The 25833-nt window shown below is 67.9% G+C and carries 35 protein-coding genes; 31 read left to right on the top strand and 4 right to left on the bottom strand.

The annotated features are described in order from the left end of the window. The first annotated feature begins 27 nt into the window (after positions 1 to 27). Complete coding sequence (gene tuf, locus I2501_RS07760) at positions 28 to 1221, top strand: elongation factor Tu (RefSeq protein ID WP_196193126.1); 1194 nt, start codon at positions 28 to 30, stop codon at positions 1219 to 1221. Positions 1222 to 1439: 218 nt separating this feature from the next. Here the strand turns inward: tuf and I2501_RS07755 are convergent, their stop codons facing one another. Beyond that, a complete protein-coding gene (locus tag I2501_RS07755; RefSeq protein WP_196193125.1) occupies positions 1440 to 2933 on the bottom strand; it encodes a glycosyltransferase family 39 protein in 1494 nt (497 codons plus the stop codon). 354 nt (positions 2934 to 3287) lie between these two features. Here I2501_RS07755 and I2501_RS07750 point away from each other — a divergent pair, with 354 nt between their 5' ends. The 3 genes from I2501_RS07750 to I2501_RS07740 all read left to right on the top strand — a co-directional run bounded on the left by I2501_RS07750 (position 3288) and on the right by I2501_RS07740 (position 6550). Then, the gene (locus tag I2501_RS07750) at positions 3288 to 4187 is read left to right on the top strand and encodes a glycosyltransferase family 2 protein (RefSeq protein WP_328806262.1); all 900 of its coding nucleotides are present in this window, start codon (positions 3288 to 3290) and stop codon (positions 4185 to 4187) included. Between the two features lie 88 nt (positions 4188 to 4275). Beyond that, positions 4276 to 5220, top strand: coding sequence for an NAD-dependent epimerase/dehydratase family protein (locus I2501_RS07745; RefSeq protein ID WP_196193124.1), 945 nt, complete (start codon positions 4276 to 4278; stop codon positions 5218 to 5220). Next, positions 5213 to 6550: an acyltransferase family protein gene (locus I2501_RS07740; protein ID WP_196193123.1), complete on the top strand. Its 1338-nt coding sequence runs from the start codon at positions 5213 to 5215 to the stop codon at positions 6548 to 6550. The genes I2501_RS07745 and I2501_RS07740 overlap by 8 nt, the downstream gene beginning before the upstream one ends. Here the strand turns inward: I2501_RS07740 and rfbC are convergent. Further along, positions 6525 to 7124: a dTDP-4-dehydrorhamnose 3,5-epimerase gene (rfbC, locus tag I2501_RS07735; RefSeq protein ID WP_196193122.1), complete on the bottom strand. Its 600-nt coding sequence runs from the start codon at positions 7122 to 7124 to the stop codon at positions 6525 to 6527. The two genes, I2501_RS07740 and rfbC, sit on opposite strands and share 26 nt — an antisense overlap. Continuing rightward, a complete protein-coding gene (gene rfbA, locus I2501_RS07730) occupies positions 7121 to 7996 on the bottom strand; it encodes a glucose-1-phosphate thymidylyltransferase RfbA (RefSeq protein WP_196193121.1) in 876 nt (291 codons plus the stop codon). The genes rfbC and rfbA overlap by 4 nt, the downstream gene beginning before the upstream one ends. A 134-nt stretch (positions 7997 to 8130) precedes the next feature. Here rfbA and rfbB point away from each other — a divergent pair, with 134 nt between their 5' ends. The 25 genes from rfbB (at position 8131) to rplO (ending at position 21882) form a co-directional block, all read left to right on the top strand. After that, on the top strand, positions 8131 to 9117 hold the full coding sequence (gene rfbB, locus I2501_RS07725; protein ID WP_196193120.1) for a dTDP-glucose 4,6-dehydratase: 987 nt from the start codon (positions 8131 to 8133) through the stop codon (positions 9115 to 9117). Next, positions 9114 to 10454: a lipopolysaccharide biosynthesis protein gene (locus tag I2501_RS07720; RefSeq protein WP_196193119.1), complete on the top strand. Its 1341-nt coding sequence runs from the start codon at positions 9114 to 9116 to the stop codon at positions 10452 to 10454. Before rfbB ends, I2501_RS07720 begins: the two co-directional genes overlap by 4 nt. Positions 10455 to 10488: 34 nt before the next feature. After that, positions 10489 to 10887 (top strand): DUF2304 family protein, encoded by a 399-nt coding sequence (locus tag I2501_RS07715; RefSeq protein ID WP_196193118.1) that lies wholly within the window; start codon positions 10489 to 10491, stop codon positions 10885 to 10887. Next, positions 10887 to 11690, top strand: a complete 804-nt coding sequence (locus I2501_RS07710; protein ID WP_196193117.1) for a glycosyltransferase family 2 protein — start codon at positions 10887 to 10889, stop codon at positions 11688 to 11690. Before I2501_RS07715 ends, I2501_RS07710 begins: the two co-directional genes overlap by 1 nt. Positions 11691 to 12144: 454 nt before the next feature. Further along, positions 12145 to 12453, top strand: coding sequence for a 30S ribosomal protein S10 (gene rpsJ, locus I2501_RS07705; RefSeq protein ID WP_020549238.1), 309 nt, complete (start codon positions 12145 to 12147; stop codon positions 12451 to 12453). A 16-nt stretch (positions 12454 to 12469) separates the two neighbouring features. Then, entirely contained in the window at positions 12470 to 13114 is a 645-nt protein-coding gene (gene rplC, locus I2501_RS07700; RefSeq protein ID WP_196193116.1) for a 50S ribosomal protein L3, read from the top strand. 4 nt (positions 13115 to 13118) lie between these two features. Then, complete coding sequence (rplD, locus tag I2501_RS07695; protein ID WP_111504500.1) at positions 13119 to 13796, top strand: 50S ribosomal protein L4; 678 nt, start codon at positions 13119 to 13121, stop codon at positions 13794 to 13796. After that, positions 13796 to 14116, top strand: a complete 321-nt coding sequence (gene rplW / locus I2501_RS07690) for a 50S ribosomal protein L23 (RefSeq protein ID WP_196193115.1) — start codon at positions 13796 to 13798, stop codon at positions 14114 to 14116. The genes rplD and rplW overlap by 1 nt, the downstream gene beginning before the upstream one ends. 41 nt (positions 14117 to 14157) lie before the next feature. After that, complete coding sequence (rplB, locus tag I2501_RS07685) at positions 14158 to 14994, top strand: 50S ribosomal protein L2 (RefSeq protein WP_196193114.1); 837 nt, start codon at positions 14158 to 14160, stop codon at positions 14992 to 14994. A gap of 11 nt (positions 14995 to 15005) precedes the next feature. Further along, on the top strand, positions 15006 to 15287 hold the full coding sequence (rpsS, locus tag I2501_RS07680; protein ID WP_111504504.1) for a 30S ribosomal protein S19: 282 nt from the start codon (positions 15006 to 15008) through the stop codon (positions 15285 to 15287). 46 nt (positions 15288 to 15333) lie between these two features. After that, positions 15334 to 15681, top strand: a complete 348-nt coding sequence (gene rplV / locus I2501_RS07675; protein WP_196193113.1) for a 50S ribosomal protein L22 — start codon at positions 15334 to 15336, stop codon at positions 15679 to 15681. Further along, positions 15681 to 16508 (top strand): 30S ribosomal protein S3, encoded by an 828-nt coding sequence (rpsC, locus tag I2501_RS07670; protein ID WP_196193112.1) that lies wholly within the window; start codon positions 15681 to 15683, stop codon positions 16506 to 16508. Before rplV ends, rpsC begins: the two co-directional genes overlap by 1 nt. Positions 16509 to 16510: 2 nt before the next feature. Next, the gene (rplP, locus tag I2501_RS07665; protein WP_196193111.1) at positions 16511 to 16930 is read left to right on the top strand and encodes a 50S ribosomal protein L16; all 420 of its coding nucleotides are present in this window, start codon (positions 16511 to 16513) and stop codon (positions 16928 to 16930) included. Then, on the top strand, positions 16927 to 17151 hold the full coding sequence (gene rpmC, locus I2501_RS07660; RefSeq protein WP_196193610.1) for a 50S ribosomal protein L29: 225 nt from the start codon (positions 16927 to 16929) through the stop codon (positions 17149 to 17151). Before rplP ends, rpmC begins: the two co-directional genes overlap by 4 nt. Next, the gene (gene rpsQ / locus I2501_RS07655) at positions 17151 to 17423 is read left to right on the top strand and encodes a 30S ribosomal protein S17 (RefSeq protein WP_042451758.1); all 273 of its coding nucleotides are present in this window, start codon (positions 17151 to 17153) and stop codon (positions 17421 to 17423) included. Before rpmC ends, rpsQ begins: the two co-directional genes overlap by 1 nt. A gap of 121 nt (positions 17424 to 17544) precedes the next feature. After that, positions 17545 to 17916 (top strand): 50S ribosomal protein L14, encoded by a 372-nt coding sequence (rplN, locus tag I2501_RS07650; RefSeq protein ID WP_042451761.1) that lies wholly within the window; start codon positions 17545 to 17547, stop codon positions 17914 to 17916. Between the two features lie 15 nt (positions 17917 to 17931). Then, on the top strand, positions 17932 to 18255 hold the full coding sequence (rplX, locus tag I2501_RS07645) for a 50S ribosomal protein L24 (protein ID WP_196193609.1): 324 nt from the start codon (positions 17932 to 17934) through the stop codon (positions 18253 to 18255). Beyond that, a complete protein-coding gene (gene rplE, locus I2501_RS07640) occupies positions 18255 to 18824 on the top strand; it encodes a 50S ribosomal protein L5 (protein WP_196193110.1) in 570 nt (189 codons plus the stop codon). The genes rplX and rplE overlap by 1 nt, the downstream gene beginning before the upstream one ends. Before the next feature lie 3 nt (positions 18825 to 18827). Continuing rightward, on the top strand, positions 18828 to 19013 hold the full coding sequence (locus I2501_RS07635) for a type Z 30S ribosomal protein S14 (RefSeq protein WP_196193109.1): 186 nt from the start codon (positions 18828 to 18830) through the stop codon (positions 19011 to 19013). 200 nt (positions 19014 to 19213) lie between these two features. Further along, the gene (gene rpsH / locus I2501_RS07630; protein WP_196193108.1) at positions 19214 to 19621 is read left to right on the top strand and encodes a 30S ribosomal protein S8; all 408 of its coding nucleotides are present in this window, start codon (positions 19214 to 19216) and stop codon (positions 19619 to 19621) included. A 23-nt stretch (positions 19622 to 19644) separates the two neighbouring features. Next, positions 19645 to 20184, top strand: a complete 540-nt coding sequence (gene rplF / locus I2501_RS07625; protein WP_196193107.1) for a 50S ribosomal protein L6 — start codon at positions 19645 to 19647, stop codon at positions 20182 to 20184. Positions 20185 to 20187: 3 nt separating this feature from the next. Continuing rightward, positions 20188 to 20571: a 50S ribosomal protein L18 gene (gene rplR, locus I2501_RS07620; RefSeq protein WP_037605700.1), complete on the top strand. Its 384-nt coding sequence runs from the start codon at positions 20188 to 20190 to the stop codon at positions 20569 to 20571. A gap of 45 nt (positions 20572 to 20616) precedes the next feature. Further along, entirely contained in the window at positions 20617 to 21243 is a 627-nt protein-coding gene (gene rpsE, locus I2501_RS07615) for a 30S ribosomal protein S5 (protein ID WP_111504516.1), read from the top strand. Next, positions 21243 to 21425, top strand: coding sequence for a 50S ribosomal protein L30 (gene rpmD, locus I2501_RS07610; RefSeq protein WP_042367653.1), 183 nt, complete (start codon positions 21243 to 21245; stop codon positions 21423 to 21425). Before rpsE ends, rpmD begins: the two co-directional genes overlap by 1 nt. 1 nt (position 21426) lies before the next feature. Continuing rightward, entirely contained in the window at positions 21427 to 21882 is a 456-nt protein-coding gene (rplO, locus tag I2501_RS07605; RefSeq protein WP_196193106.1) for a 50S ribosomal protein L15, read from the top strand. An 84-nt stretch (positions 21883 to 21966) separates the two neighbouring features. Here rplO and I2501_RS07600 read toward each other — a convergent pair whose 3' ends face one another. Further along, the gene (locus I2501_RS07600; RefSeq protein WP_196193105.1) at positions 21967 to 23421 is read right to left on the bottom strand and encodes a glycosyltransferase family 39 protein; all 1455 of its coding nucleotides are present in this window, start codon (positions 23419 to 23421) and stop codon (positions 21967 to 21969) included. A 373-nt stretch (positions 23422 to 23794) separates the two neighbouring features. Between I2501_RS07600 and secY the strand changes: the two genes are divergently transcribed. Together secY and I2501_RS07590 are read left to right on the top strand one after the other, a co-directional pair. Next, entirely contained in the window at positions 23795 to 25105 is a 1311-nt protein-coding gene (gene secY / locus I2501_RS07595; RefSeq protein ID WP_196193104.1) for a preprotein translocase subunit SecY, read from the top strand. Further along, positions 25105 to 25764, top strand: a complete 660-nt coding sequence (locus I2501_RS07590; protein WP_196193103.1) for an adenylate kinase — start codon at positions 25105 to 25107, stop codon at positions 25762 to 25764. The genes secY and I2501_RS07590 overlap by 1 nt, the downstream gene beginning before the upstream one ends. The last annotated feature ends 69 nt before the right edge of the window (positions 25765 to 25833 follow it).

The following is a 25833-nucleotide window of genomic DNA, read 5'->3' as shown; positions in this document are numbered from 1 at the left end:
AGAAACTGTCCTCAGGAGGACCCCAAAGTGGCTAAGGCCAAGTTCGAGCGGAACAAGCCGCACGTCAACATCGGCACCATCGGTCACATTGACCATGGCAAGACCACCCTGACTGCTGCGATCACCAAGGTGCTGCACGACGCGTACCCGGAGATCAACCCCTTCACGCCGTTCGACCAGATCGACAAGGCGCCGGAGGAGCGTCAGCGCGGTATCACCATCTCCATCGCGCACGTCGAGTACCAGACCGAGGCGCGTCACTACGCCCACGTCGACTGCCCGGGTCACGCGGACTACATCAAGAACATGATCACCGGTGCCGCCCAGATGGACGGCGCGATCCTGGTCGTGGCCGCCACCGACGGCCCGATGCCGCAGACCAAGGAGCACGTCCTCCTGGCCCGCCAGGTCGGCGTCCCCTACATCGTTGTCGCCCTGAACAAGGCCGACATGGTGGACGACGAGGAGATCCTGGAGCTCGTCGAGCTCGAGGTCCGCGAGCTGCTCTCCGAGTACGAGTTCCCGGGCGACGACCTCCCGGTCATCCGCGTCTCCGCGCTGAAGGCGCTGGAGGGCGACAAGGAGTGGGGCGAGAAGCTCCTCGGCCTGATGCACGCCGTCGACGAGGCCATCCCGACCCCGGACCGCGACGTCGACAAGCCGTTCCTGATGCCGATCGAGGACGTCTTCACGATCACCGGTCGTGGCACGGTCGTCACCGGTCGTATCGAGCGTGGCGTCCTCAAGGTCAACGAGACTGTCGACATCATCGGCATCAAGGAGACCAAGACCACCACCACGGTCACCGGCATCGAGATGTTCCGCAAGCTGCTCGACGAGGGCCAGGCCGGTGAGAACGTCGGTCTGCTGCTCCGTGGCATCAAGCGCGAGGACGTCGAGCGCGGCCAGGTCATCATCAAGCCGGGTTCGGTCACGCCGCACACCGACTTCGAGGCCCAGGCCTACATCCTGTCGAAGGACGAGGGTGGCCGCCACACCCCGTTCTTCAACAACTACCGCCCGCAGTTCTACTTCCGTACCACGGACGTGACCGGCGTCGTGACCCTCCCCGAGGGCACCGAGATGGTCATGCCGGGCGACAACACCGGCATGACGGTCGCGCTGATCCAGCCGATCGCCATGGAGGAGGGCCTGAAGTTCGCCATCCGTGAGGGTGGTCGTACCGTGGGCGCCGGCCAGGTCACCAAGATCATCAAGTAATTGATGACCTGTTGATCTGAGTCACCACTCAGCGACACAAGAAGCCCCCTGCCAGCACTGCTGGTAGGGGGCTTCTGTGTGTTTTGAACAAGGGGACCTCGGGGCAGGCGGGGAAGTTGCACTTCCTCAGGGGCGCGGGGCTCTACCCATATGCGGCTCCGCCGCGTGGGCGCGAGTAGGCGGGCGGGTGCAACTTCCCCGCCCGCCCGAGCGGCAGCTCAGTGCACGCGCGTGAGTAGGAAGACCGAGAGGCCCGAGACGAGCTTGCGCAGCACCTCGTGGTAGTGGGCGCGCAGGACGTTCGCCTCCGCCTTCGGGACCGTGGTGAAGGGGTTCACCACGTGCCCGCCGTCGGCGACCAGCCACAGGCGGGGTTCGGTGCCCAGGCAGCGCGCAGGCGCCGGGCAGGTGATGCCCCAGAGGTCGTTGCGCTGCTCCGCCGTCGTCCCGGCGAAGACGTCGACCGGCTTGTCGCCGGACGGCAGGTAGTACGGGACGCCGGTCTGGATCTCCCACCACTGCGCGTAGCCGTAGCCGTAGACGATGCCGTCCCCCGCGCGGTAGCCCGCCGCGACGACGTCCGCCGCCGCGCGGTAGTCCAGCGCGGTGAACGGCGCGGCCGTCGGGTACTGGTAGCGGTTGTGCGAGAGCGTCCCGTGCAGCGCGCGCTGGTCCGGGATGACGACGACGGCGAGCGCCAGCGCGACGGGGAGCGCGTAGCGCAGCCGCAGGGTCGCCAGAGACGCGCCCGCCAGCAGGGCGACCGCGGGGATCAGGAAGAAGAGGTACTTGGGCATCACGTACGACACCGAGCCGTACGACAGCGCCCACACCGCGACGAACGGCACCAGCGTCATGACCACTGCCACGGCCAGCTCCGCCCGGCGGCGGACCCGCCAGCCGAGCAGGACGACGACGGCGACCAGGGCCACCACGAGCCCGGTGGAGCAGAGGATCTGGGGCCAGAGCGTGGCCAGGTCGCGCACCGTCGGCTTGGGGATCCAGGAGATCTGACGCGTCGCCTGCTTCTCGCCCAGTGTGACGACGGGGATCAGCAGGAGCCCGGCCAGCGCTCCCGCGCCCAGGAAGCCGATCCAGCGGGCACGGCCGCCCTCGCGGCGCAGCGCGAGCGCGACCAGCGCGGCATGGCCGGCCAGGTAGGCCAACGAGACCAGGTTCGAGTAGCCGGAGAGCGCCAGCGCGCCCGCGTAGCAGAGCCAGCGCAGCGCGGTGGGGCGCTCCAGCGCGCGCAGCAGCAGGAGCAGGGCCAGTGAGGACGCCAGCACGACCATGCCGTAGTCCCGCGCCTCCTGGCCGTAGCGGCCGATCGCGGGGACCAGCGCGTAGACCAGTCCGGCGAGCAGGCCGGCCCGGTAGTCGAAGAGGCGCTGCGCCGCCAGCGCGGTGAAGGCCGCGCCCGCGGTCATCGCAAGGACGGAGGGCAACCGCAGCGCGGCGGGGGAGTCGCCCGCAAGAGTGACCCAGAAGTGGATGGCCATGTAGTACAGGCCGTGGACGGCGTCCACGTTCTGCACCGTCGCCAGGATCTTCCCGGCCGGACGGGTGACGACGCTGATCGTGGCCAGCTCGTCCTGCCACATCACGGGGTTGCCGAGGCGGTAGAGCGTGGTCAGCAGGGTGACCAGCACGGGGAGCAGCCACACGGGACCGAGCAGTCGGCGGCCCATGAGGGTGCGCACGGATTGGGGCACGGGGGTCCTTAGCAAGTCCTGCCCGGCTCTCCGTCTGCTCTCCTGTGACGTCTTTTTCTGTGACGTCCCTGTGCTCGGTCCGGGGTCAGCGTCACAGCCTAACCGGCTGAGGTCAGGAAGCCGGCGGCGGAAGTTCGGGATGCAGCGAGGATCAGTTGAGAACTCTGAGGCGTCCGAGGCCTCTGAGCCGTGTGAGCCGCCCGAGCGCAGGCACGCGGACGCGTGAACGCGGGAAGGTACCGGGTTGGCCGCGGTCGGTATGCTTCGCCCCTAGGGTGCCCTCCGCCCACGCAGGAGCTCGTGCGCGCCCGGCAGGCCGCCCGTCCGGACCCCAACCGATTTGGTGCCTTCATCGTGACCACTCTCGACATCATGCTGCCGTACTACGGCGACGTCGCTCTGATGCAGACCGCCGTGCGCAGTGTCATCGCTCAGACGGACCGCGACTGGCGGCTGGTCGTGGTCGACGACGGCAAGGAACCAGGGGTGCCGGAGTGGTTCGCCGAGCTCGGCGACCCGCGGGTGAGCTACCAGCGCAACGAGAAGAACCTCGGCGTCGTCGGCAACTACCAGAAGTGCCTGGGCCTGGTCGAGGCCGAGCACTTCGTGATGATGGGCACCGACGACGTCATGCTGCCCAACTACGTCGCGACCGTCCGCGCCGCCCTGACCGAGCACCCGGGGACGGCGATCGTGCAGCCGGGCGTCGAGGTGATCGACTCCGACGGGAAGCCCAGCAACACGCTTGTCGACGAGGCCAAGCGCCGCATCTACGCCCCCAGGATCCAGGGCCGACGGCTGCTCGGCGGCGAGGCGCTCGCGGCCAACCTGCTGCGCGGCAACTGGCTCTACTTCCCGGCGCTGTGCTGGCGCACGGACGCGGTGCGCAAGTGGGGGTTCCGTGAGGGTCTGGAGATCATCCAGGACCTGGCGCTGATCATCGACCTGATCCAGGACGGCGAGCAGCTGCTGGTCGACGAGACCCTCTCGTTCCAGTACCGGCGGCACGCGGTGAGCATCTCCTCCGCGAAGGCGTTCAGCGGCTACCGCTTCGAGGAGTCCGCGCAGTACTTCGCGGACGTCGCCGACCGGCTCGACGCCCACGGCTGGCCGCGCGCGGCGAAGGCCGCCCGCACGCACCTCTCCTCGCGCATCCACGCGCTCACGCTGCTGCCGGGCGCGCTGCGGACCGGGCAGCGGGACGGTGCGCGTGCCCTGCTGCGGCACGCCGCGGCCTCCGGCCGTCGGCCCTGACGCACCGCCCGTCCCGGCCTGGCGCTCGGCCTGACCAGGCATGATCCGCGGCTTCGCCGCATCACGAACCACCTATGGAGAAGCAGGTATGTCGAACAGCGTGGCGGTCCTCGGCGGTACCGGCTTCATCGGCCGCGCCCTGGCCGAGGAGCTGGTCCAGGGCGGCAGGCAGGTGCTGGTCGTCGCGCGCCGCGAGCCCGAGGTCCCGGTGCCGGGACGGTTCCGGGCCTTCGACCTGGTCGCCGGGACCGCCGCCGACCTCGCCGAGCTGCTGCGCGAGGAGCAGGTGACCGCGGTGGTCAACGCCGCGGGCGGCATGTGGGGCCTGACGGACGAGCAGATGGTCGACGCCAACGTGACCATGGTCCAGCGCGTGCTGGACGCGATCGCGCTGCTGCCGGAGCCGGTCCGCTTCGTCCAGCTCGGCTCGGTCCACGAGTATGGGCTGGCCCCGATCGGCACGGTCCAGGCCGAGGGCGACGAGCCGCAGCCGGTGATGGCGTACGGCCGGTTGAAGGTGCGGGCCACCGACCTGGTGCAGACCGCCGCCAAGGGCGGCGCGCAGGCCGTGGCGCTGCGCGTCGGCAATGTCGTCGGCGCCGGGCAGCCGGGTCACAGCCTGCTGGGCGTGATGGCCGCCAAGCTGGCCGCTGCCGAGGCCGCGGGCGAGACGGCCGCGCTCACCCTCGCGCCGCTGACCGCGCAGCGGGACTTCGTGGACCTGGACGACGTCGTCGACGCCGTCGTCGTCGCGCTGGACGCCACCGACGTCGACTGGGCCGCGACGCCGGTGCTCAACGTCGGCCGGGGCGAGGGCGTCTCCGCGCGGCAGATGGTCGAGCTCCTGATCGCCGCCTCCGGCGTGCCGGTGGAGATCACCGAGGACCCGGGTCCGGCGGGCGCCGGGCCCGAGACGGACTGGCAGTGCCTGGATGTCACACTGGTGCGTCGCGTGCTCGGCTGGGAGGCGCGCCGGTCGCTGGCGGAGTCCGTCGCGGCGCTCTGGAAGGCGGAGGGAAGCCGGAATGGCTGAGACCATAGCTGCCGCTCCGGCGGGCAGGCCCCGCGCGTGGTGGCGCACCCGCGGCACGCTGGGTGAGTTGCTCTCCGGCCGCGCCAACGGCTTCGGCCTGATCCGTCTGCTGCTGGCCCTGTCCGTCGTGGTCTCGCACAGCAACCCGGTCGGCTACGGCCGCCTGGACGTGGGCTCCCAGCTCTTCGGCAACCAGGTGGACCTGGGCAAGATGGCCGTGGTCGGCTTCTTCGCCATCTCCGGCTTCATGATCACCGGCAGTGGCAAGCGGCTGGGCGTCGGACGCTACGCCTGGCACCGCGCGCTGCGCATCCTGCCGGCCCTGTGGGTCTGCATCGTGCTGACCGCGTTCGTGCTCGCGCCGGTCCTCTACCACGGGCAGCACGGCTCGCTGGCGGGCTTCTGGACGGCCAAGTACGGGCCGTTCCAGTACATCGAGGGGATGTGGAACACCTCGATCGGCAGCGGCTACGACATCTCCGGGATCATGACCACCGGGATCCACCGCCACACCAACTTCAACGGGGCCTTCGACGGCGCGCTCTGGTCGCTGAAGTACGAGATTTTCTGCTACGTCATCGTCGGCATCCTGGCCGCCGGCGGCGTGTTGACCCGGGCCCGCAGGACGGTCGCGCTGGTGACCGTCGGGCTCTGGATCATGATCCTGATGAACCTGATCGACGCCAAGGGCTGGCGCGGCGCCCCCAGCGAGGGCAGCACCGCCTGGAACATGCCGATCCTCGGCTGGCTCAGCAGCCACTACGTGATCTACCTGGGCTTCGTCTTCCTGCTCGGCGCGACGTTCCAGCTCTACAAGGAGCGGGTGCCGATCAACGACCTGCTCGCCGTGGGCGCGTTCGCCGCACTGGTCGGCTCGCTGCTGCTCGGCGGCTTCTTCGTGATCGGCTACCCGGCCTTCGCCTACCTGGTGATCTGGGGCGGCGTGCGGATGCCGAAGAAGCTGCACTGGGTCGGACGGAAGAACGACTACTCGTACGGCATCTACATCTACGGCTTCCCCGTGCTGCAGACGCTGCTGATGTACCACTTCACCAAGTACGGCCACTACGCGTACGTGCTGGCCGCGATCGCGATCACCTGGGCGCTCGCCTGGCTCTCCTGGCACCTGGTGGAGGACCGGGCCATGAGCCTGCGGCACTGGACCCCGGCGCCGCTGCAGCGTTGGCTGACCGCACGCCAAGCCGTGCGCCAAGCCGCACGCGAAAAGGCCGCCCTCGCCGAGGGAGCAGCGGCTCCCGCAGCGACGGCGGCCTCCGGTACGGCCTCCGAGTCGGCGTCGGCGGTCAGTGCCGGCGCAGGGAAGCAGTGAACGCGCGACAGGCGTCGTAGACGGGCAGCAGACCGGCGGCCTCGGCCTCGACGAGGGTCGGGGCCGCCGTGTCCTTGGCGGACAGCTGCGGCGCGTCCGCCGGCCACTCGATGGCCAGCGTCGGGTCGAGCGGGTGGATGCCGTGCTCGCCGGTCGGGTTGTACGTCTCCGAGCAGAGGTACGACAGCGTCGCGTCGTCCGTCAGCGCGCAGAAGCCGTGGCCGAGGCCCTCGGAGATGTAGACCGCGCGGCGGTCGGCGTCGTCCAGGCGGACGCCCTCCCACTGACCGAAGGTGGGGGAGCCCACGCGCAGGTCGACGATGACGTCGAGCACCGCGCCGCGCACGCAGGTCACGTACTTGGCCTGGCCGGGCGGGACGTCGGCGAAGTGGATGCCGCGGACCACACCCGCCGCGGAGACCGACATGTTGCCCTGCGCCAGCCGCAGCGGGTGGCCGACGGCCTCGGCGAGGTGGTCGAAGCGGTACCACTCCATGAACATGCCGCGGGGGTCGCCGTGCTGCACCGGGGTGATCTCCCAGGCGCCCTCGATGCTCAGCGGGCGGATCTTCATGCGGTGAGCCCTTCGTCCAGCAGGTTCAGCAGGTAGGTGCCGTAGCCGCTCTTGACCAGCGGCTCGGCCAGGGTGCGCAGCTGCGCCGCGTCGATGTAGCCCATGCGCCAGGCGATCTCCTCGACGCAGCCGATCTTGAAGCCCTGCCGCTGCTCGATGACCCGGACGTACTCGGAGGCCTGGACCATCGAGTCGTGGGTGCCGGTGTCGAGCCAGGCCGTGCCGCGGTCCAGCACGGTGACGGTCAGTCGGTCACGGCGCAGGTAGGCCTCGTTGACGGCGGTGATCTCCAGCTCGCCGCGGGCGCTGGGGGTGATGTTCCGGGCTATCTCGACGACCTCGGAGTCGTAGAAGTAGAGGCCCGGCACCGCGTAGCGGGACTTGGGCTTCTCCGGCTTCTCCTCGATGGAGATGACCTTGCCCTCGCTGTCGAACTCGACCACGCCGAGCGCGCTCGGGTCCGCCACCGGGTAGGCGAAGACCCGCCCGCCGACCAGGCTCTTGTTCTCCCGCAGCCGGGTGCCGAGGCCACTGCCGTGGAAGATGTTGTCGCCCAGGATCAGCGCCACCGGCTGGTCGCCGATGAAGTCCGCGCCCAGCAAGAACGCCTGGGCGATGCCCTCGGGACGCTCCTGGACGGCGTAGCTCAGCTGCAGCCCCCACTGGGAGCCGTCGCCGAGCAGGCGCTGGAACTGGTCCTGGTCCTCCGGGGTGGTGATGACGAGCACCTCGGTGATGCCTGCCATCATCAGCGTGGACAGCGGGTAGTAGATCATCGGTTTGTCGAAGACGGGGAGCAGCTGCTTGGAGACCGCCCTGGTCAGAGGCCAGAGACGGGAGCCCGTTCCACCGGCGAGAAGAATGCCGCGCATGCGGCCACTCTATGGCCTCCTCCCGGAGGGGCCCTCCCGCCGGGTTGTGGATGTTTGCGGACTGTGACGAAGGGGCAAAGGTCCGGCCTGCGGCTGGCCCCGGGCTCAGGGGGTCCGGCTATGCTGACCGGACTATGCGCATTCTTGTCACCGGCGGTGCCGGGTTCATCGGCTCCGAGTTCGTCCGCCAGCTCCTTACGGCACCCGGTCCGCTGCAGGGCGCCCAGGTCACGGTGTTCGACAAGCTCACCTACTCCGGCGTGCTGGCGAACCTGGACCCGGTGGCCGACCACCCGGACTACAGCTTCGTCCGCGGCGACATCTGCGACGCCGAGGCCGTCGACCAGGTCATGGCCGGCCACGACGCGGTCGTGCACTTCGCCGCCGAGTCCCACGTCGACCGCTCCATCGCGGGCGCGGGGCCGTTCGTGACCACCAATGTGCTGGGCACCCAGGTGCTGCTGGACGCCGCCCGCAAGCACGGCGTCGGCCGCTTCCTGCACGTCTCCACCGACGAGGTCTACGGCTCCATCGCGGAGGGCTCCTGGACGGAGGAGTGGCCGCTGGCCCCGAACTCCCCGTACTCCGCCTCCAAGGCGGGCTCCGACCTGCTGGCGCTGGCCTACCACCGCACCCACGGCATGGACGTGGTGGTGACCCGCTGTTCCAACAACTACGGGCACTACCAGTTCCCGGAGAAGGTCATCCCGCTCTTCACGACCAACCTGATCGACGGCAGGAAGGTCCCGCTGTACGGCGAGGGCGGCAACATCCGCGACTGGCTGCACGTCTCCGACCACTGCCGCGGCATCGCCCTGGCGCTGGCCAAGGGCCGCGCGGGTGAGGTCTACAACATCGGTGGCGGCACCGAGATCACCAACAAGAAGCTGACCGGCCTGCTGCTGGAGGCCGCCGGCGCCGGTTGGGACATGGTCGAGCGCGTCGCCGACCGCAAGGGCCACGACCTGCGCTACTCCCTGGACATCACCAAGATCTCCGAGGAGCTCGGCTACACCCCGCAGGTCGCGTTCGAGCAGGGCCTGGCCGACACCATCGCCTGGTACCGCGAGAACCGCGCCTGGTGGGAGCCGCTCAAGGCGAAGGCAGCGCTGGAGAAGTGAGCGAGGCCGCCGCCGCGAGCGCGACCCCGGCCGCGAAGAGCGGCCCGTTCGCCCGGATCCTCAGCGTCATCCCGCCGGGCACCCACCTGGTGATCGGCGGGACGCTGATCCTCGGCCTGGCCTCCTACGTCCAGATCGCGATCTCCGGACACGCGCTGGGACAGGACCCGCGCGCGGCCGTCTCCGAGCTCTGGTCGCTGGCGATGACGCTGAGCCTCGGGCTGTTCTTCCCGGTCGAGCAGGAGCTCACCCGGGTCGTCGCCGCGCGCCAGGTCCGCGGCGAGGGCGTCCGGCCGGTGTTCCGCCGGGCGGCGCTGTTCACCGCCGGCCTGCTGGCCCTGCTCTGCGCGATCCTGGCGGCCACCGCCGGTCCGGTCGCGCACCGGTTCTTCGGCGGAGACACCGGCCTGGTCTGGGCGTTCGCGGCGACGCTGGTCGGCATGGGCCTGGTCTTCATGACCCGCGGCGTGCTGGCCGGGCTCGGCCTCTTCGACTCCTACGGCATCTCGCTGGCCCTCGACGGCGGACTGCGCATGGTCTTCGCCTTCGCGCTGGTGCTGGCCGGCGTGCACGAGGCGATCTACTACGGCCTGGTGATGGCGGTCGCGCCGCTGCTGGCCATGCTGCTGACGCTGCGTCCGGCCCTGCGCGGTTCGCGTCCGGGGCCGCAGATGCCCTGGCCGGAGCTGTCGCAGAACCTCACCACGATGATGGGCGCCTCGATCCTGGCCCAGGTCGTGGTCAACGCTCCGGTGGTGGCCCTGGCGTTGCTGGCGCCGAACGATGCGAACCTGACCTTCGCGGTGCTCAGCGCGGGCGTGCTCTGCCGGATCCCGCTCTTCGTCTTCGGCTCGCTGCAGCCGACGCTGATGACCGGGCTGTCCACGGCGGCGACCTCGGGGGACCGGGCCGGGTTCCGGAAGATGCTGCTGCGCACCTGCGGCGTGATCACCGGACTGGGCGTACTGGGCGGAGTTCCTTCGGTCCTGCTCGGTTCTTGGCTGATTCACACCTTCCTGAACGCTCCCGACGTCCTGCACATGCTGGACTTCTTCTGGTTCGCCGCCGGGACGATGGCCTACATGCTCGCGCTGGTCCTCGGACAGGCGCTGATGGCCGTCGGACGGCACAAGCTCCAGCTGCTCGGCTGGGTGGTGGGAACCGTCGCGCTCGTCGGTGCGACATTCCTACCGGGGGGTGCCTCGACGCGGGTGGAGTTCGCGTACTTCACCGGCTCGGTGGTCACCGCGGGGGTCCTTCTGGTACTGCTGTCGCGCGTGTCCGGCGGCCGTGAGCCCGCCGACGCCCGTGACGCGGAACCCGTCGCCACTCGCTAGGATTCCCTACGCCCCATCTGAAAGGCTCCCCGCCGTGCAACTCTCCGTACTCACCTCGATCAGCAGCGTGCTGGTGATCGGGTGCATCCTGGAGCTGCTGCGCCGCCAGCAGCTGCGGGAGAAGTACGCAGCGATCTGGATCACGATCGGCATCGTGGTCACGCCGATCGGCTTCTTCCCGTCCCTGCTGAACGGGGTCGCGCACCGTCTGGGTGTGGCCAACGGGGCGAGCCTGGTGCTCTTCTGCGGCTTCCTGCTGGTGCTGCTCGTCTGCCTGCACCTGAGCTGGGAGGCGAGCCGCCTGGAGGCGGAGACGCGCACCCTCTCGGAGGACATCGCCCTGGTCCGCACGCAGCTGGACCAGCACGCGGCCGAGCTCGCCGAGCTCCGCGACCGACAGGAGCAGGGGCAGCCGCGGGAGGTGCGGGCCTGATGGGCGACAACGTGACCGACAGTGTGATCGACACCGCGGCACTGGACGGCAAGCGGGTGCTGCTGATCCTGCCGGCCTGGAACGAGTCGGAGGGCCTGCCCTTCATACTCAAGGAGATCCAGGAGAAGCTCCCCGGAGTGGACACCCTGGTGGTGGACGACGGCTCGGCCGACACCACCGCCCGCGTGGCCGCCGCCTCCGGCGCCACCGCCGTCGCGCGGCTCCCGTACAACCTGGGCGTCGGCGGCGCGATGCGCCTCGGGTACCGCTACGCGTACGAGCACGACTACGACGTCGCCATCCAGTGCGACTCGGACGGCCAGCACGACCCCGGCTACGTCCCCGCCCTGGTCGAGGCGCTGGAGTCGGCAGACCTGGTCATCGGCGCCCGTTTCGCGGGGGAGGGCGCGTACTCGGTGCGCGGCCCGCGCGCGTGGGCGATGAAGCTGCTCTCCGCGGTGCTCTCGCGGATCGCGCGGACCCGGCTCACCGACACCACCTCCGGCTTCAAGGCCTGCAACCGGAGCATGATCGCGTTCTTCGCGCACTGGTACCCGGTCGAGTACCTGGGCGACACGATCGAGACCCTGGTCGGCGCGGTCCGCTGCGGATTCACCGTGCGCCAGATCCCGGTGGCGATGCGCGAGCGCACCACCGGCACGCCGAGCGCCTCGCCGATAAAGGCGACGATCTACCTGGGCCGGGCCGGCTTCGTGCTGCTGCTGGCGATGATCCGGCGCATGCCGAAGATTCCCGCCCACGAGCAGCCGACCGCCCGACTGGCGAGTGCCACCGCCGAGTGAGCAGCGGGAACTGATCGAACGTCAGGTGGGGCCTCCTCCGGGAGGCCCCACTGGCGTGTTGACCTCGATTGGCGTGCCCCTTGTCCGGTATGGCACACTAGCCGAGTTGCTCGGTTGAGCGCCGATGTCGCGCGCCCCTCATCAGACCCTTCGGGGTCGGGTCCTTCGGGATCGGGGGGACCGAAAGCGAGTCCCACAGTACTCGTCGTGCCCGTGAAGCCCGTTTGTCTGTGATCCAGCACGTCTGGACGAGACGCGGCAGCTGCGGCGCGAAAGTACGGGAATCTTTCGGGAAGCGTGGTCAGAGGTGCCGATCCGGTGTTTCCGCCAAGGCTTGCTCTTGAGGGCAAGCGCGACACGCCCGACCGCGTGGGTCGGCGGAAACGCCCCGAATGCCTCCACCCGGAGGCGTACGGCGCAGAGGCGACAGAGACAGAAGGACTACGAAGTAGCCATGGCGGGACAGAAGATCCGCATCCGGCTCAAGGCCTACGACCACGAGGTCATCGACTCCTCGGCGAAGAAGATCGTCGAGACGGTGACGCGTACTGGTGCGCAGGTCGCGGGCCCGGTGCCGCTGCCCACTGAGAAGAACGTGTACTGCGTCATCCGCTCGCCGCACAAGTACAAGGACTCGCGCGAGCACTTCGAGATGCGCACGCACAAGCGCCTGATCGACATCCTCGACCCGACGCCCAAGACCGTTGACTCTCTGATGCGACTCGACCTGCCGGCCGGTGTCGACATCGAGATCAAGCTCTGAGGGGCGTGAGCTGAAGATGGCTAAGCAGATCAAGGGCATCCTGGGCGAGAAGCTCGGCATGACGCAGGTCTGGGACGAGAACAACCGCATCGTCCCGGTGACCGTCGTCAAGGCCGGCCCGAACGTCGTGACCCAGGTCCACACCGCCGACGGCACCGGCTACGACGCCGTGCAGATCGGTTTCGGCGACATCGACCCGCGCAAGGTGAACAAGCCCCTCGCGGGTCACTTCGCCAAGGCCGGCGTGACCCCGCGCCGCCACCTGGTCGAGCTGCGCACGACCGACGCCTCCGAGTACACCCTCGGCCAGGAGATCACCGCTCAGGTGTTCGAGGCCGGTGTCAAGGTCGACGTGACCGGCACCAGCAAGGGCAAGGGCTTCGCCGGTGTCATGAAGCGTCACAACTTCAAGGGTCTCGGCGCCGGTCACGGTGTCCAGCGCAAGCACCGCTCGCCCGGTTCCATCGGTGGCTGCGCCACCCCCGGTCGTGTCTTCAAGGGTCTGAAGATGGCCGGCCGTATGGGCCACGAGCGTGTCACCACGCAGAACCTCACCATCCACGCCGTTGACGCGGAGAAGGGCCTGCTGCTCATCAAGGGCGCGGTCCCCGGTCCGAACGGCGGCCTCATCCTGGTCCGCACCGCGGCGAAGGGGGCCTGAAGTAATGAGCACCATCAACGTTCTCTCCCCCGCGGGTGAGACCGTCGGCACCGTCGAGCTGCCGGCTGAGATCTTCGACGCGCGCGTCAGCGTTCCGCTGCTGCACCAGGTCGTCGTCGCTCAGCTCGCCGCCGCTCGTCAGGGCACGCACAAGACCAAGCGTCGTGGCGAGGTCCGTGGTGGCGGCAAGAAGCCGTACCGCCAGAAGGGCACCGGCCGCGCCCGTCAGGGTTCGACCCGTGCGCCGCAGTTCGCCGGTGGTGGCGTCGTGCACGGTCCCGTGCCGCGTGACTACTCGCAGCGGACGCCGAAGAAGATGAAGGCCGCCGCTCTGCGTGGCGCCCTGACCGACCGGGCCCGCAACGCTCGCATCCACGTCGTCACCGGCGTGACCGCGACCGAGGCGCCGTCCACCAAGGCTGCCCGCACGCTGCTCGGCAAGATCAGCGAGCGCAAGAACGTGCTGCTGGTCGTCGAGCGTGACGACGAGCTGTCGCTGCTCAGCGCCCGCAACCTGCCGACCGTGCACATCCTGGACGCCGGCCAGCTGAACACCTACGACGTGCTCGTCTCCGACGACGTGGTCTTCACTCAGGCTGCTTTCGAGCGCTTCGTGGCCGGTCCGGTCGCGTCCGCCAAGGCTGTCGCCGCTGAGGGCGAGCTCGATGGGAGCGCCGCCTGATGAGCGAGATCACGAGCAAGACGTACACGGACCCCCGTGACGTCCTGATCAAGCCGGTCATCTCGGAGAAGAGCTACGCGCTCCTCGACGAGAACAAGTACACCTTCGTGGTGTCGCCGGACGCCAACAAGACCCAGATCAAGCAGGCCGTCGAGGCCGTCTTCTCGGTCAAGGTCGCCAACGTCAACACGCTGAACCGCCAGGGCAAGCGCAAGCGCTCCCGCACCGGCTTCGGCAAGCGCAAGGACACCAAGCGCGCCATCGTGACGCTGGCAGAGGGCAACCGCATCGACATCTTCGGGAACGCCCCCGCCGCCTGAGGCGCTGGGGAATCCCGTAACGGTTAAGGACAGAAGAAGCCATGGGCATCCGCAAGTACAAGCCGACAACGCCGGGCCGTCGCGGCTCCAGCGTTGCCGACTTTGTCGAGATCACGCGGTCCGAGCCGGAGAAGTCGCTGGTCCGCCCGCTGCACAGCAAGGGCGGTCGTAACAACACCGGTCGTGTGACTGTTCGCCACCAGGGTGGCGGCCACAAGCGCGCGTACCGTGTCATCGACTTCCGTCGTCACGACAAGGACGGCGTGCCGGCCAAGGTCGCTCACATCGAGTACGACCCGAACCGCACCGCGCGCATCGCGCTGCTGCACTACGCAGACGGTGAGAAGCGCTACATCATCGCTCCGGCCAAGCTGGGCCAGGGCGACCGGGTTGAGAACGGCCCCAGCGCCGACATCAAGCCGGGCAACAACCTCCCGCTCCGGAACATCCCGGTCGGTACGGTCATCCACGCCATCGAGCTGCGTCCCGGTGGCGGCGCGAAGATCGCCCGTTCCGCGGGCTCGTCGGTCCAGCTGCTGGCGAAGGAGGGCGTCTACGCCCACCTGCGCATGCCGTCCGGCGAGGTCCGCCTCGTGGACGCGCGCTGCCGCGCGACCGTCGGCGAGGTCGGCAACGCCGAGCAGTCGAACATCAACTGGGGCAAGGCCGGCCGTATGCGCTGGAAGGGCGTCCGCCCGACCGTGCGTGGTGTCGCCATGAACCCGATCGACCACCCGCACGGTGGTGGTGAGGGTAAGACCTCCGGTGGTCGCCACCCGGTTTCGCCGTGGGGTCAGAAGGAGGGTCGTACTCGCAAGCCGAAGAAGGCTAGCGACAAGATGATCGTCCGCCGCCGCAAGACGAACAAGAAGCGCTAGGAGCAGTCTCGATGCCGCGCAGTCTCAAGAAGGGGCCCTTCGTCGACGACCACCTCATGAAGAAGGTGGATGTCCAGAACGAGGCCGGTACCCAGAACGTCATCAAGACCTGGTCCCGTCGCTCCATGATCGTTCCGGCGATGCTGGGGCACACCCTCGCGGTGCACGACGGCCGCAAGCACATCCCGGTGTTCGTCACCGAGTCGATGGTCGGCCACAAGCTCGGCGAGTTCGCGCCGACCCGCACGTTCAAGGGTCACGTCAAGGACGACCGTAAGTCCAAGCGTCGCTGACCTGCGAAGCGAAGACACGATGACAATCACCATCAAGGGGACAACCATGGAAGCCAGGGCAGCGGCGCGGTACATCCGCGTAACGCCCATGAAGGCCCGCCGCGTGGTGGACCTTGTCCGTGGCATGAGTGCCACGGAGGCCCAGGCGGTCCTGCGATTCGCTCCGCAGGCCGCGTCTGTGCCCGTTCTCAAGGTGCTCAACAGCGCCATCGCGAACGCGGACCACAACTACAACCACAACGACGTGTCGAGCCTCTACATCTCCGAGGCCTACGTCGACGAGGGCCCGACCCTGAAGCGTTTCCGTCCGCGGGCCCAGGGCCGCGCGTACCGGATCCGCAAGCGGACGAGCCACATCACCGTGGTCGTCGCGTCGAAGGAAGGGACCCGGTAATGGGCCAGAAGGTTAACCCGCACGGGTTCCGCCTCGGCATCACCACGGACTTCAAGTCCCGCTGGTACGCCGACAAGCTGTACAAGGACTACGTCAAGGAAGACGTCGCGATCCGTCGCATGATGACGTCCGGCATGGAGCGCGCCGGTATCTCGAAGGTTGAGATCGAGCGCACCCGTGACCGCGTGCGGGTGGACATCCACACCGCCCGCCCGGGCATCGTCATCGGCCGCCGCGGCACCGAGGCCGACCGCATCCGCGGCGACCTCGAGAAGCTGACCGGCAAGCAGGTCCAGCTGAACATCCTCGAGGTCAAGAACCCCGAGCTGGACGCCCAGCTCGTGGCTCAGGGCGTCGCGGAGCAGCTGTCCTCCCGCGTCTCCTTCCGTCGCGCCATGCGTAAGAGCATGCAGGGCACGATGAAGTCCGGTGCCAAGGGCATCAAGATCCAGTGCTCCGGCCGTCTGGGCGGCGCTGAGATGTCCCGCAGCGAGTTCTACCGCGAGGGCCGCGTGCCCCTGCACACGCTGCGCGCCAACGTCGACTACGGCTTCTTCGAGGCCAAGACCACCTTCGGTCGCATCGGCGTCAAGGTGTGGATCTACAAGGGCGACGTCAAGAACATCGCCGAGGTCCGCGCCGAGAACGCCGCCGCCAAGGCCGGCAACCGTCCGCCGCGTGCGGGTGGCCCGGGCGAGCGCCCCCGTCGTGGTGGCGACCGTCCCGCCGGCGGCCGTGGCCGTCGTCCGCAGCAGAACACCGAGGCCACCGCTTCCGCGGCGACCGAGGCTCCGGCTGCGGCTGAGACCCCTGTTACGGAGGCCTGACCATGCTGATCCCTCGCAGGGTCAAGCACCGCAAGCAGCACCACCCCAAGCGCCGCGGTATGGCCAAGGGCGGTACTGAGGTGACGTTCGGTGAGTACGGCCTGCAGGCCGTCACCCCGGCGTACGTGACGAACCGGCAGATCGAGTCCGCTCGTATCTCCATCACCCGTCACATCAAGCGTGGCGGCAAGGTGTGGATCAACATCTACCCCGACCGCCCGCTGACCAAGAAGCCCGCCGAGACCCGCATGGGTTCCGGTAAGGGTTCGCCGGAGTGGTGGATCGCGAACGTGCACCCGGGTCGGGTCATGTTCGAGCTGTCCTACCCGAACGAGAAGGTGGCTCGTGAGGCGCTCACCCGCGCTGCTCACAAGCTCCCGATGAAGTGCCGGATTGTCCGGCGCGAGGCAGGTGAGAGCTGATGGCCGCGACGAAGGCTGCTGAGCTCCGCGAGCTGGACAACGAGGGTCTCGTTGCGCAGCTGCGTGAGCGCAAGGAGGAGCTGTTCAACCTCCGCTTCCAGGCGGCGACCGGGCAGCTCGACAACCACGGGCGCCTCAAGCTCGTCAAGAAGGACATCGCGCGGATCTACACCCTGATGCGCGAGCGCGAGCTGGGCATCGAGACGGTGAAGGACGCCTGATGACTGACAACACCAACGAGACGCGCGGTTTCCGCAAGACCCGTGAGGGTCTCGTCGTCAGCGACAAGATGGACAAGACCGTCGTCGTCGCCGTCGAGGACCGCGTCAAGCACGCGCTGTACGGCAAGGTCATCCGCCGTACCAACAAGCTGAAGGCGCACGACGAGGCCAACGCCTGCGGCATCGGTGACCGCGTTCTCCTCATGGAGACGCGCCCCACCTCCGCGACGAAGCGCTGGCGCGTCGTCGAGATCCTCGAGAAGGCCAAGTAACGAACGCGATTGGGTGCCGTCGTATGTGCTCGGGGCTCCTGACGCTCGTGAAAGAGAGTCAGGGGTGCCCGGGTGAGCAGCGGCGGACCCGGTCCCGATCGTTGACGATCAGGAGAAAGACGTGATCCAGCAGGAGTCGCGACTGCGTGTCGCCGACAACACGGGCGCGAAGGAAATCCTTTGCATCCGCGTTCTCGGTGGCTCCGGCCGGCGCTACGCGGGCATCGGCGACGTCATCGTGGCGACCGTCAAGGACGCGATCCCCGGTGGCAATGTGAAGAAGGGCGACGTGGTCAAGGCCGTCATCGTCCGGACCGTGAAGGAGCGCCGTCGTCCCGACGGTTCCTACATCCGGTTCGACGAGAACGCCGCCGTCATCCTCAAGAACACCGACGGTGACCCCCGTGGTACCCGCATCTTCGGCCCGGTCGGCCGTGAGCTGCGTGAGAAGAAGTTCATGAAGATCATCTCGCTCGCGCCGGAGGTGCTCTAACCAATGGCTAACAGCATGAAGATCAAGAAGGGTGACCTGGTCCAGGTCATCACCGGCAAGGACAAGGGCAAGCAGGGCAAGGTCATTCAGGCCTTCCCGACCACGTCCAAGGTCCTGGTCGAGGGTGTCAACCGGGTCAAGAAGCACACCAAGGCCACGCCCACCGCCAACGGCTCCCAGGCCGGCGGCATCGTGACCGTCGAGGCCCCGATCCACGTGAGCAACGTTCAGCTCGTTGTGGAGAAGGACGGCAAGAAGGTCGTCACCCGCGTCGGCTACCGATTCGACGAGCAGGGCAACAAGATCCGCGTTGCCAAGCGCACCGGTGAGGACATCTGATGACCGACACCTCGATTGAGAAGGTCAGCCCCCGGCTCAAGGAGCGCTACCGCTCCGAGATCAAGGGTCAGCTGCAGGAAGAGTTCAGCTACGAGAACGTCATGCTGATCCCCGGCCTGGTCAAGGTCGTGGTCAACATGGGTGTGGGCGACGCCGCCCGCGACTCGAAGCTGATCGACGGTGCGGTCAAGGACCTCACCGCCATCACCGGCCAGAAGCCGACCGTGACCAAGGCTCGCAAGAGCATCGCGCAGTTCAAGCTGCGTGAGGGTCAGCCGATCGGCGCCCACGTCACCCTCCGCGGTGACCGCATGTGGGAGTTCCTGGACCGCCTCGTCTCGCTTGCGCTGCCGCGTATCCGTGACTTCCGTGGTCTGTCGCCGAAGCAGTTCGACGGCAAGGGCAACTACACCTTCGGTCTGACCGAGCAGGTCATGTTCCACGAGATCGACCAGGACAAGGTCGACCGTACCCGTGGTATGGACATCACCGTGGTGACCACCGCCCAGACCGACGACGAGGGCCGGGCGCTGCTGCGGGCTCTCGGTTTCCCCTTCAAGGAGAGCTGACCGATGGCGAAGAAGGCACTGATCGCCAAGTCGGAGCGCAAGCCGAAGTTCGGTGTCCGGGGCTACACCCGGTGCCAGCGCTGCGGCCGTCCGCACTCCGTGTACCGCAAGTTCGGCCTCTGCCGCGTCTGCCTTCGTGAGATGGCGCACCGCGGCGAGCTGCCGGGCGTGACCAAGAGCTCCTGGTAACACTGTTCTTCGGCCTATCCGAAGAACCGTCAGGAACTCAGAGGTAAGCAACCTCGGAACAGACGGGTTCCCGACCTCCTGTAACCTTGTGGAGGTCGGGGCCCGTGCTGCCCCGAATTCGTCTTACTACACCGTAGGTCCCGTGCCCCTTCTGCAAACGAGGCGCGCGGAAACCGCGGTGAGAGAGGCCACAGGCCATCATGACCATGACCGACCCGATCGCAGACATGCTGACGCGTCTGCGAAACGCGAACTCGGCCTACCACGACTCCGTCGTGATGCCCCACTCGAAGATCAAGACTCACATCGCGGAGATCCTCAAGCAGGAGGGTTACATCTCCAGCTGGACCGTTGAGGAGCCGAAGGAGGGCGAGGTCGGCAAGAAGCTGTCCATCGACCTCAAGTTCGGCCCCAACCGTGAGCGTTCTATCGCGGGCATCAAGCGCATCTCCAAGCCGGGTCTGCGGGTCTACACCAAGTCCACCGCTATGCCGAAGGTGCTCGGCGGCCTGGGCGTGGCGATCATCTCCACGTCTGCAGGTCTGCTCACCGGACAGCAGGCAGCCAAGAAGGGCGTGGGTGGGGAAGTCCTCGCCTACGTCTGGTAACTCAGGGAAACGGAGGTACAGCAATGTCTCGCATTGGACGGCTGCCCATCCCGGTTCCCGCCGGCGTGGACGTCACCATCGATGGCCGCGCGGTCTCGGTGAAGGGCCCCAAGGGCACCCTCACCCACACCGTCGCCGCGCCGATCGAGATCGCGAAGGCTGAGGACGGCACCGTTGTCGTCTCCCGCCCGAACGACGAGCGCATGTCGAAGGCCCTGCACGGCCTGACCCGCACGCTGGTGGCGAACATGATCACCGGCGTGACCGCGGGCTACCGCAAGTCGCTCGAGATCAGCGGTGTTGGTTACCGTGTCGCAGCGAAGGGCTCCGACATGGAGTTCCAGCTCGGCTACAGCCACCCGATCCTGGTCCCGGCCCCGGAGGGCATCTCCTTCGTGGTCGAGTCGCCGACCAAGTTCCACGTGGACGGCATCGACAAGCAGAAGGTCGGCGAGGTCGCCGCGAAGATCCGCAAGCTGCGCAAGCCCGACCCGTACAAGGCCAAGGGCGTCAAGTACGCGGGCGAGGTCATCCGCCGCAAGGTCGGAAAGAGTGGTAAGTAACCCATGACTGTCGGTGTGAAGATCGGCAAGGGCAACGGCTACAAGGCCGCCGCCCGCAAGCGCCGCGCCATCCGCGTCCGCAAGCGCGTCTCCGGTACTCCGGTTCGTCCGCGCCTCGTGGTCTCCCGGTCCAACCGCCACATCGTGGCGCAGGTGATCGACGACCTCGCGGGCCACACCCTGGCTTCGGCGTCCACCCTCGACGTGTCCATCAAGGGCAACGAGGCTGACAAGACCGAGCAGGCCAAGAAGGTCGGAGCCCTGGTCGCCGAGCGCGCCAAGGCTGCCGGTATCGAGCAGGTCGTCTTTGACCGCGCGGGCAACCAGTACGCGGGCCGCATCGCGGCTCTCGCGGACGCCGCCCGCGAGGCCGGTCTGGACTTCTGACCCGCCCGCCACAGGCTGACGGACGAAACGAGAGAGGTAAATCCAATGGCTGGACCCCAGCGCCGCGGTAGCGGCGCCGGCGGCGGCACCGGCGGTGGCGAGCGGCGTGACCGTAAGCGTGACGGTCGTGACGGCGGCGCTGCCGTCGAGAAGACCGCCTACGTCGAGCGCGTCGTAGCGATCAACCGAGTCGCCAAGGTTGTCAAGGGTGGTCGTCGCTTCAGCTTTACCGCGCTGGTCGTGGTGGGCGACGGTGACGGCACCGTGGGTGTCGGTTACGGCAAGGCGAAGGAGGTGCCGGCCGCCATCGCCAAGGGTGTTGAGGAGGCCAAGAAGCACTTCTTCAAGGTCCCCCGTATCCAGGGCACCATCCCCCACCCCATCCAGGGTGAGAAGGCCGCGGGCGTCGTCCTGCTCAAGCCGGCTTCCCCGGGTACCGGCGTTATCGCCGGTGGTCCGGTGCGTGCCGTGCTCGAGTGCGCCGGCGTGCACGACATCCTGTCGAAGTCCCTGGGCTCCGACAACGCGATCAACATCGTCCACGCGACCGTGGCCGCGCTGAAGGGCCTTTCGCGCCCCGAGGAGATCGCCGCCCGTCGTGGTCTGCCGCTCGAGGACGTCGCTCCGGCCGCGCTGCTGCGCGCCCGGGCTGCTGGGCAGGGGGCTGCGTAATGGCTCGCCTGAAGATCACCCAGGTCAAGTCCTACATCGGTAGCAAGCAGAACCACCGTGACACCCTGCGTTCGCTTGGTCTCAAGCGCATGCACGACGTGGTCGTGAAGGAGGACCGTCCCGAGATCCGCGGGATGGCCCAGACTGTCCGCCACCTCGTCACGGTCGAGGAGGTGGACTGAGATGGCGGAGCAGAACCCGCTGAAGATCCACAACCTGCGTCCCGCCCCGGGTGCCAAGACCGCCAAGACCCGTGTCGGTCGTGGTGAGGCGTCCAAGGGTAAGACCGCTGGTCGTGGTACCAAGGGCACCAAGGCCCGTTACCAGGTTCCGCAGCGCTTCGAGGGTGGCCAGATGCCCCTTCACATGCGCCTGCCGAAGCTGAAGGGTTTCAAGAACCCGTTCCGCGTCGAGTTCCAGGTCGTCAACCTCGACAAGCTGGCCGCGCTCTACCCGCAGGGTGGCGAGGTCACGGTCGAGGACCTGGTCGCGAAGGGTGCGGTTCGCAAGAACTCGCTCGTCAAGGTGCTGGGCACCGGCGAGATCGCCGTGGCGCTGCAGGTTTCGGTTGACGCCGTCTCCGGCTCCGCCAAGGAGAAGATCGCCGCTGCGGGCGGCTCGGTGACCGAGCTCATCTGAGCTCGCCACTGACGCGCTAAAGCGCTGGGCCCGGTTCCCCCTCGGGGGAGCCGGGCCTTTTGCTTTTGCACGGAGAGAGTGCAACTAACTCTTGAGGGTCAGCAGCCCTATGGTCAGGCCGTTGACGTGGTGGACCGAGGTGACGCGGTACCGCGCGCCCAGCGCGGCGCGCTCCGCAAGGGTCAGGCCGCTCATCGGGCTGTGCCAGTAGCCGTAGGAGACGACCCAGACGCGGTGCGGGGGATTGTCCAGGCAGGTCGCAGGCACCTTGCACTCGACGGCCATCAGGTCGTCCGCCTGGGCGGGGGTCTTCGCTGCGAAGAGGTCGCGGGGCTTGTCGGCCGCAGGCAGGTAGTACTCGATGCCCAGATCGAGCATGTACTTCGCGTACTGGCCGCGCTCCGGGACGAACGCGTCCCCCTCACGGTAGCTCGTCGCGATGATCGAGGCCGCGCCCTTCCAGTCGGTGGTGGTGTGGGCCGCGGGCTGGCGCAGTTGGACCTGGTACGGAATGGCGATCAGCCCGACCAGCAGGACCGCCGCGGGCGCGGACCAGCGGGGGACGGGGAGTCGTTCCGCGCCGGCCGCCGCGATGATCGTCCAGAACGGGACCACGAACAGCATGTAGCGCTCGACCCAGTAGGACGTGGTGCCCTGGGAGACGATCCAAACGGTCAGCACGGGCAGGACCGGCAGGGGGAGCAGCATCCGGCCGGGACGGCGCATGCAGGCGATGACCGTCAGGGCCAGCAGCACCACCGCCACCGGCCAGGAGCCCGTTATCGATCCGAGCAGGCCGGGCAGGGCGAAGACGTTCGGGCGCGTGGTCCAGTTGAGCTGGCGGCCGGACTGGTCGTGGCCGGCGAGCAACAACGGCGTCAGCACGGCGAAGACCAGCACGACGGCGGGGACGAAGCCGCGCCAGGCGCGTCGGCGGCGGCTGTACACCAGCCAGAGGTGGCCCGTCAGCACGCTGAGGGCGACCAGATGGAGCAGCCCGGCCAGGGCCATCAACGCCGCGTAGCCCAGCCAGCGGAGCACCGTCCGGCGTCGGCCCGGGTTCTCCCGGCAGTCCAGGATGGTCAGCAGTTGCAGGGTGGCCAGCAGGACGACGGTGTCGACCATCGCGTAGACCCTGGCCTCCTGCGCGTAGCGGATGACCAGGGGGGTCAGCGCGTAGAGCAGGCCGGCCCAGAGCCCGACCCGGGCGCTGAAGAGGCGCTTGCCGATGACGGCGGTGAGCCCGGCGGAGACGGCGGTGGCGAGGACGCTCGGGATGCGCAGCGCTGCCGCCGAGGCGCCGAAGCTGTTGATCCAGAAGTGCAGGAAGACGTAGTACGCGCCGGACACGGCGTCTACGTGGCCGAGCAGCCCCCACAGCTGTCCCAGGCTTCGGGTGGCGGCGGTCCAGCTGGCCAGTTCGTCGCGCCAGAGGTTCGGACGTCCCACCTCGATCACGCCGAGGACGAACGCCAGGAGTGCGGGCGGGGCCCATGCGGGGAGTCTGCGGAGCAGCACGGGTGCCTCGGGTGCCTTCATCGGGTTGTGGTTTTCCCTCGAACGGAGTCCTGTCTACCAGCCGCCGAGCGGCCCAACAGCTGGGTAAACGGCCTTTCATGCGCAATTCATCGCTCAATTACTTCGAAGGAGTTCGTTGTGGCAGCGACTTGACCTCGGAGCTTGACGTGGGCGAATCGGACAGAAGACGGACAGAAGGCACCGTTCGCCGGTAACCACCGGGGGGAGCCCCAAGATCGGCTTGCCCCGCTTGGGTTCTGTGCTTCATTCGTGCGGCCACTGGCTGTTAGAGTCCGTGGAGTCCATATGTAGGTTGGCCCACCCGTCTCAGACGGTACGCCCCCCGATCCACCGTCCCTCCAGGCCCCCACGGCCGGGAGCAGCAGGAGGCCCCGTGCTCACCGCGTTCGCCCGGGCGTTCAAGACGCCCGAACTGCGCAACAAGCTGTTGTTCACGCTGGGCATCATGGTCGTTTTCCGCGCCGGCGCGCACATCCCCGTGCCGGGCGTGAACTACGCGGGCGTTCAGTCCTGTCTGACCAGCCTGAACAAGTCGGGCGGCAACCAGCTGCTGGGCCTGGTGAACCTCTTCAGCGGCGGTGCGCTGCTGCAGATCACCATCTTCGCGCTCGGGATCATGCCCTACATCACGTCGAGCATCATCCTTCAGCTGCTGACGGTGGTGATCCCGCGCCTGGACGCCCTGAAGAAGGAGGGCCAGGCCGGTCAGACGAAGATCACCCAGTACACCCGGTACCTGACCATCGCGCTGGCGATCCTCCAGGCCACCGCGATCTGCGCCACCGCGCAGAACGGCGCCCTCTTCGGCGGTGCCTGCCCGGGCAGCCAGGTCGTCCCGAACCAGTCGGTCTTCACCATCGCGACCATGGTCATCACCATGACCGCGGGCACCTCGGTCATCATGTGGCTGGGTGAGCTGGTGACCGACCGCGGCGTCGGCAACGGCATGTCGATCCTGATCTTCACCTCGGTCGCCGCGCAGTTCCCGTCGCAGCTGTGGAGCATCAAGGCGAGCCACGGCTGGCTGACCTTCTTCGGCGTCATCATCATGGGTCTGGCCATGGTCGGCCTGGTCGTCTTCGTCGAGCAGGCCCAGCGCCGCGTCCCGGTGCAGTACGCGAAGCGCATGATCGGTCGCCGCGCCTACGGCGGCACCTCGACGTACATCCCGCTCAAGGTGAACCAGGCGGGTGTGATTCCGATCATCTTCGCCAGCTCGCTGCTCTACATCCCGGCTCTGGTGGTCCAGCTCAGCGGAAAGACCAACTCGAGCTGGGGTTCCTGGATCCAGACGAACCTCACCAAGAGCGACCACTGGCTCTACATGGTCATCTACTTCGTCCTGATTGTCTTCTTTGCCTTCTTCTACGTGGCCATCACGTTCAACCCCGAAGAAGTCGCCGACAACATGAAGAAGTATGGTGGGTTCATCCCGGGCATCCGGGCCGGCCGCCCGACGGCGGAATACCTGAACTATGTGCTGACCAGGATCACCTGGCCGGGCTCGCTCTATCTGGGCCTGATCGCCCTGGTGCCCCTGATCGCACTCGGGCTGTTCTCGGCGTCTTCGAACTTCCCGTTCGGCGGTACGAGCATCCTCATCGTTGTGGGTGTCGGCCTTGAAACTGTGAAGCAGATCGAGAGCCAGCTCCAGCAGCGTAACTACGAAGGGTTCCTCCGCTGATGCGTATCGTCCTCGTCGGACCCCCGGGGGCCGGGAAGGGTACTCAGGCCGCGCTGCTGGCCAAGACCCTGTCCATCCCGCACGTGTCCACCGGCGACCTGTTCCGCGCCAACATCTCGCAGGGCACCGAGCTCGGCAAGCTGGCGAAGAGCATCATGGACGAGGGCAAGCTGGTACCCGACGAGGTCACCATCGCGATGGTGAGGGACCGCCTGCACCAGCAGGACGCCGAGAACGGCTTCCTGCTGGACGGTTTCCCGCGCAACACCGCGCAGGCCGTCGCGCTGGACGGGATCCTCAAGGACTTCGGCATCGCCCTCGACGGCGTGCTGGACCTGGAGGTCCCCGAGGACGAGGTCGTCCGGCGCATCGCCGGCCGTCGCCTGTGCCGCAACGACAGCGCGCACATCTTCCACGTGCTCTACAACCCGCCGAAGACCGAGGGCGTCTGCGACGTCTGCGGCGGCGAGCTGTACCAGCGCTCGGACGACAGCGAGGAGACCGTGCGCACCCGGCTCGAGGTCTACCACACGGAGACCGAGCCGATCATCGAGTACTACGCCAAGCAGGGCCTGGTCACCACCATCCCCGCGCTCGGCAAGGTCGACGAGGTCACCGAGCGCGCGATCGCCGCGCTCCGGGAGAACGCGAACGACTGAGTTTCATATCTTGGCTGCGGCCGTGACACCCTGGAGGGATGTCACGGCCGCAGTGCGTCGTGGTGCAGT

Source organism: Streptacidiphilus fuscans (assembly GCF_015690355.1).
GTDB lineage: Bacteria > Actinomycetota > Actinomycetes > Streptomycetales > Streptomycetaceae > Streptacidiphilus > Streptacidiphilus fuscans.
Note: the sequence above shows the minus strand (reverse complement) of the source record. Positions and strands in the feature narration are given on the sequence as shown.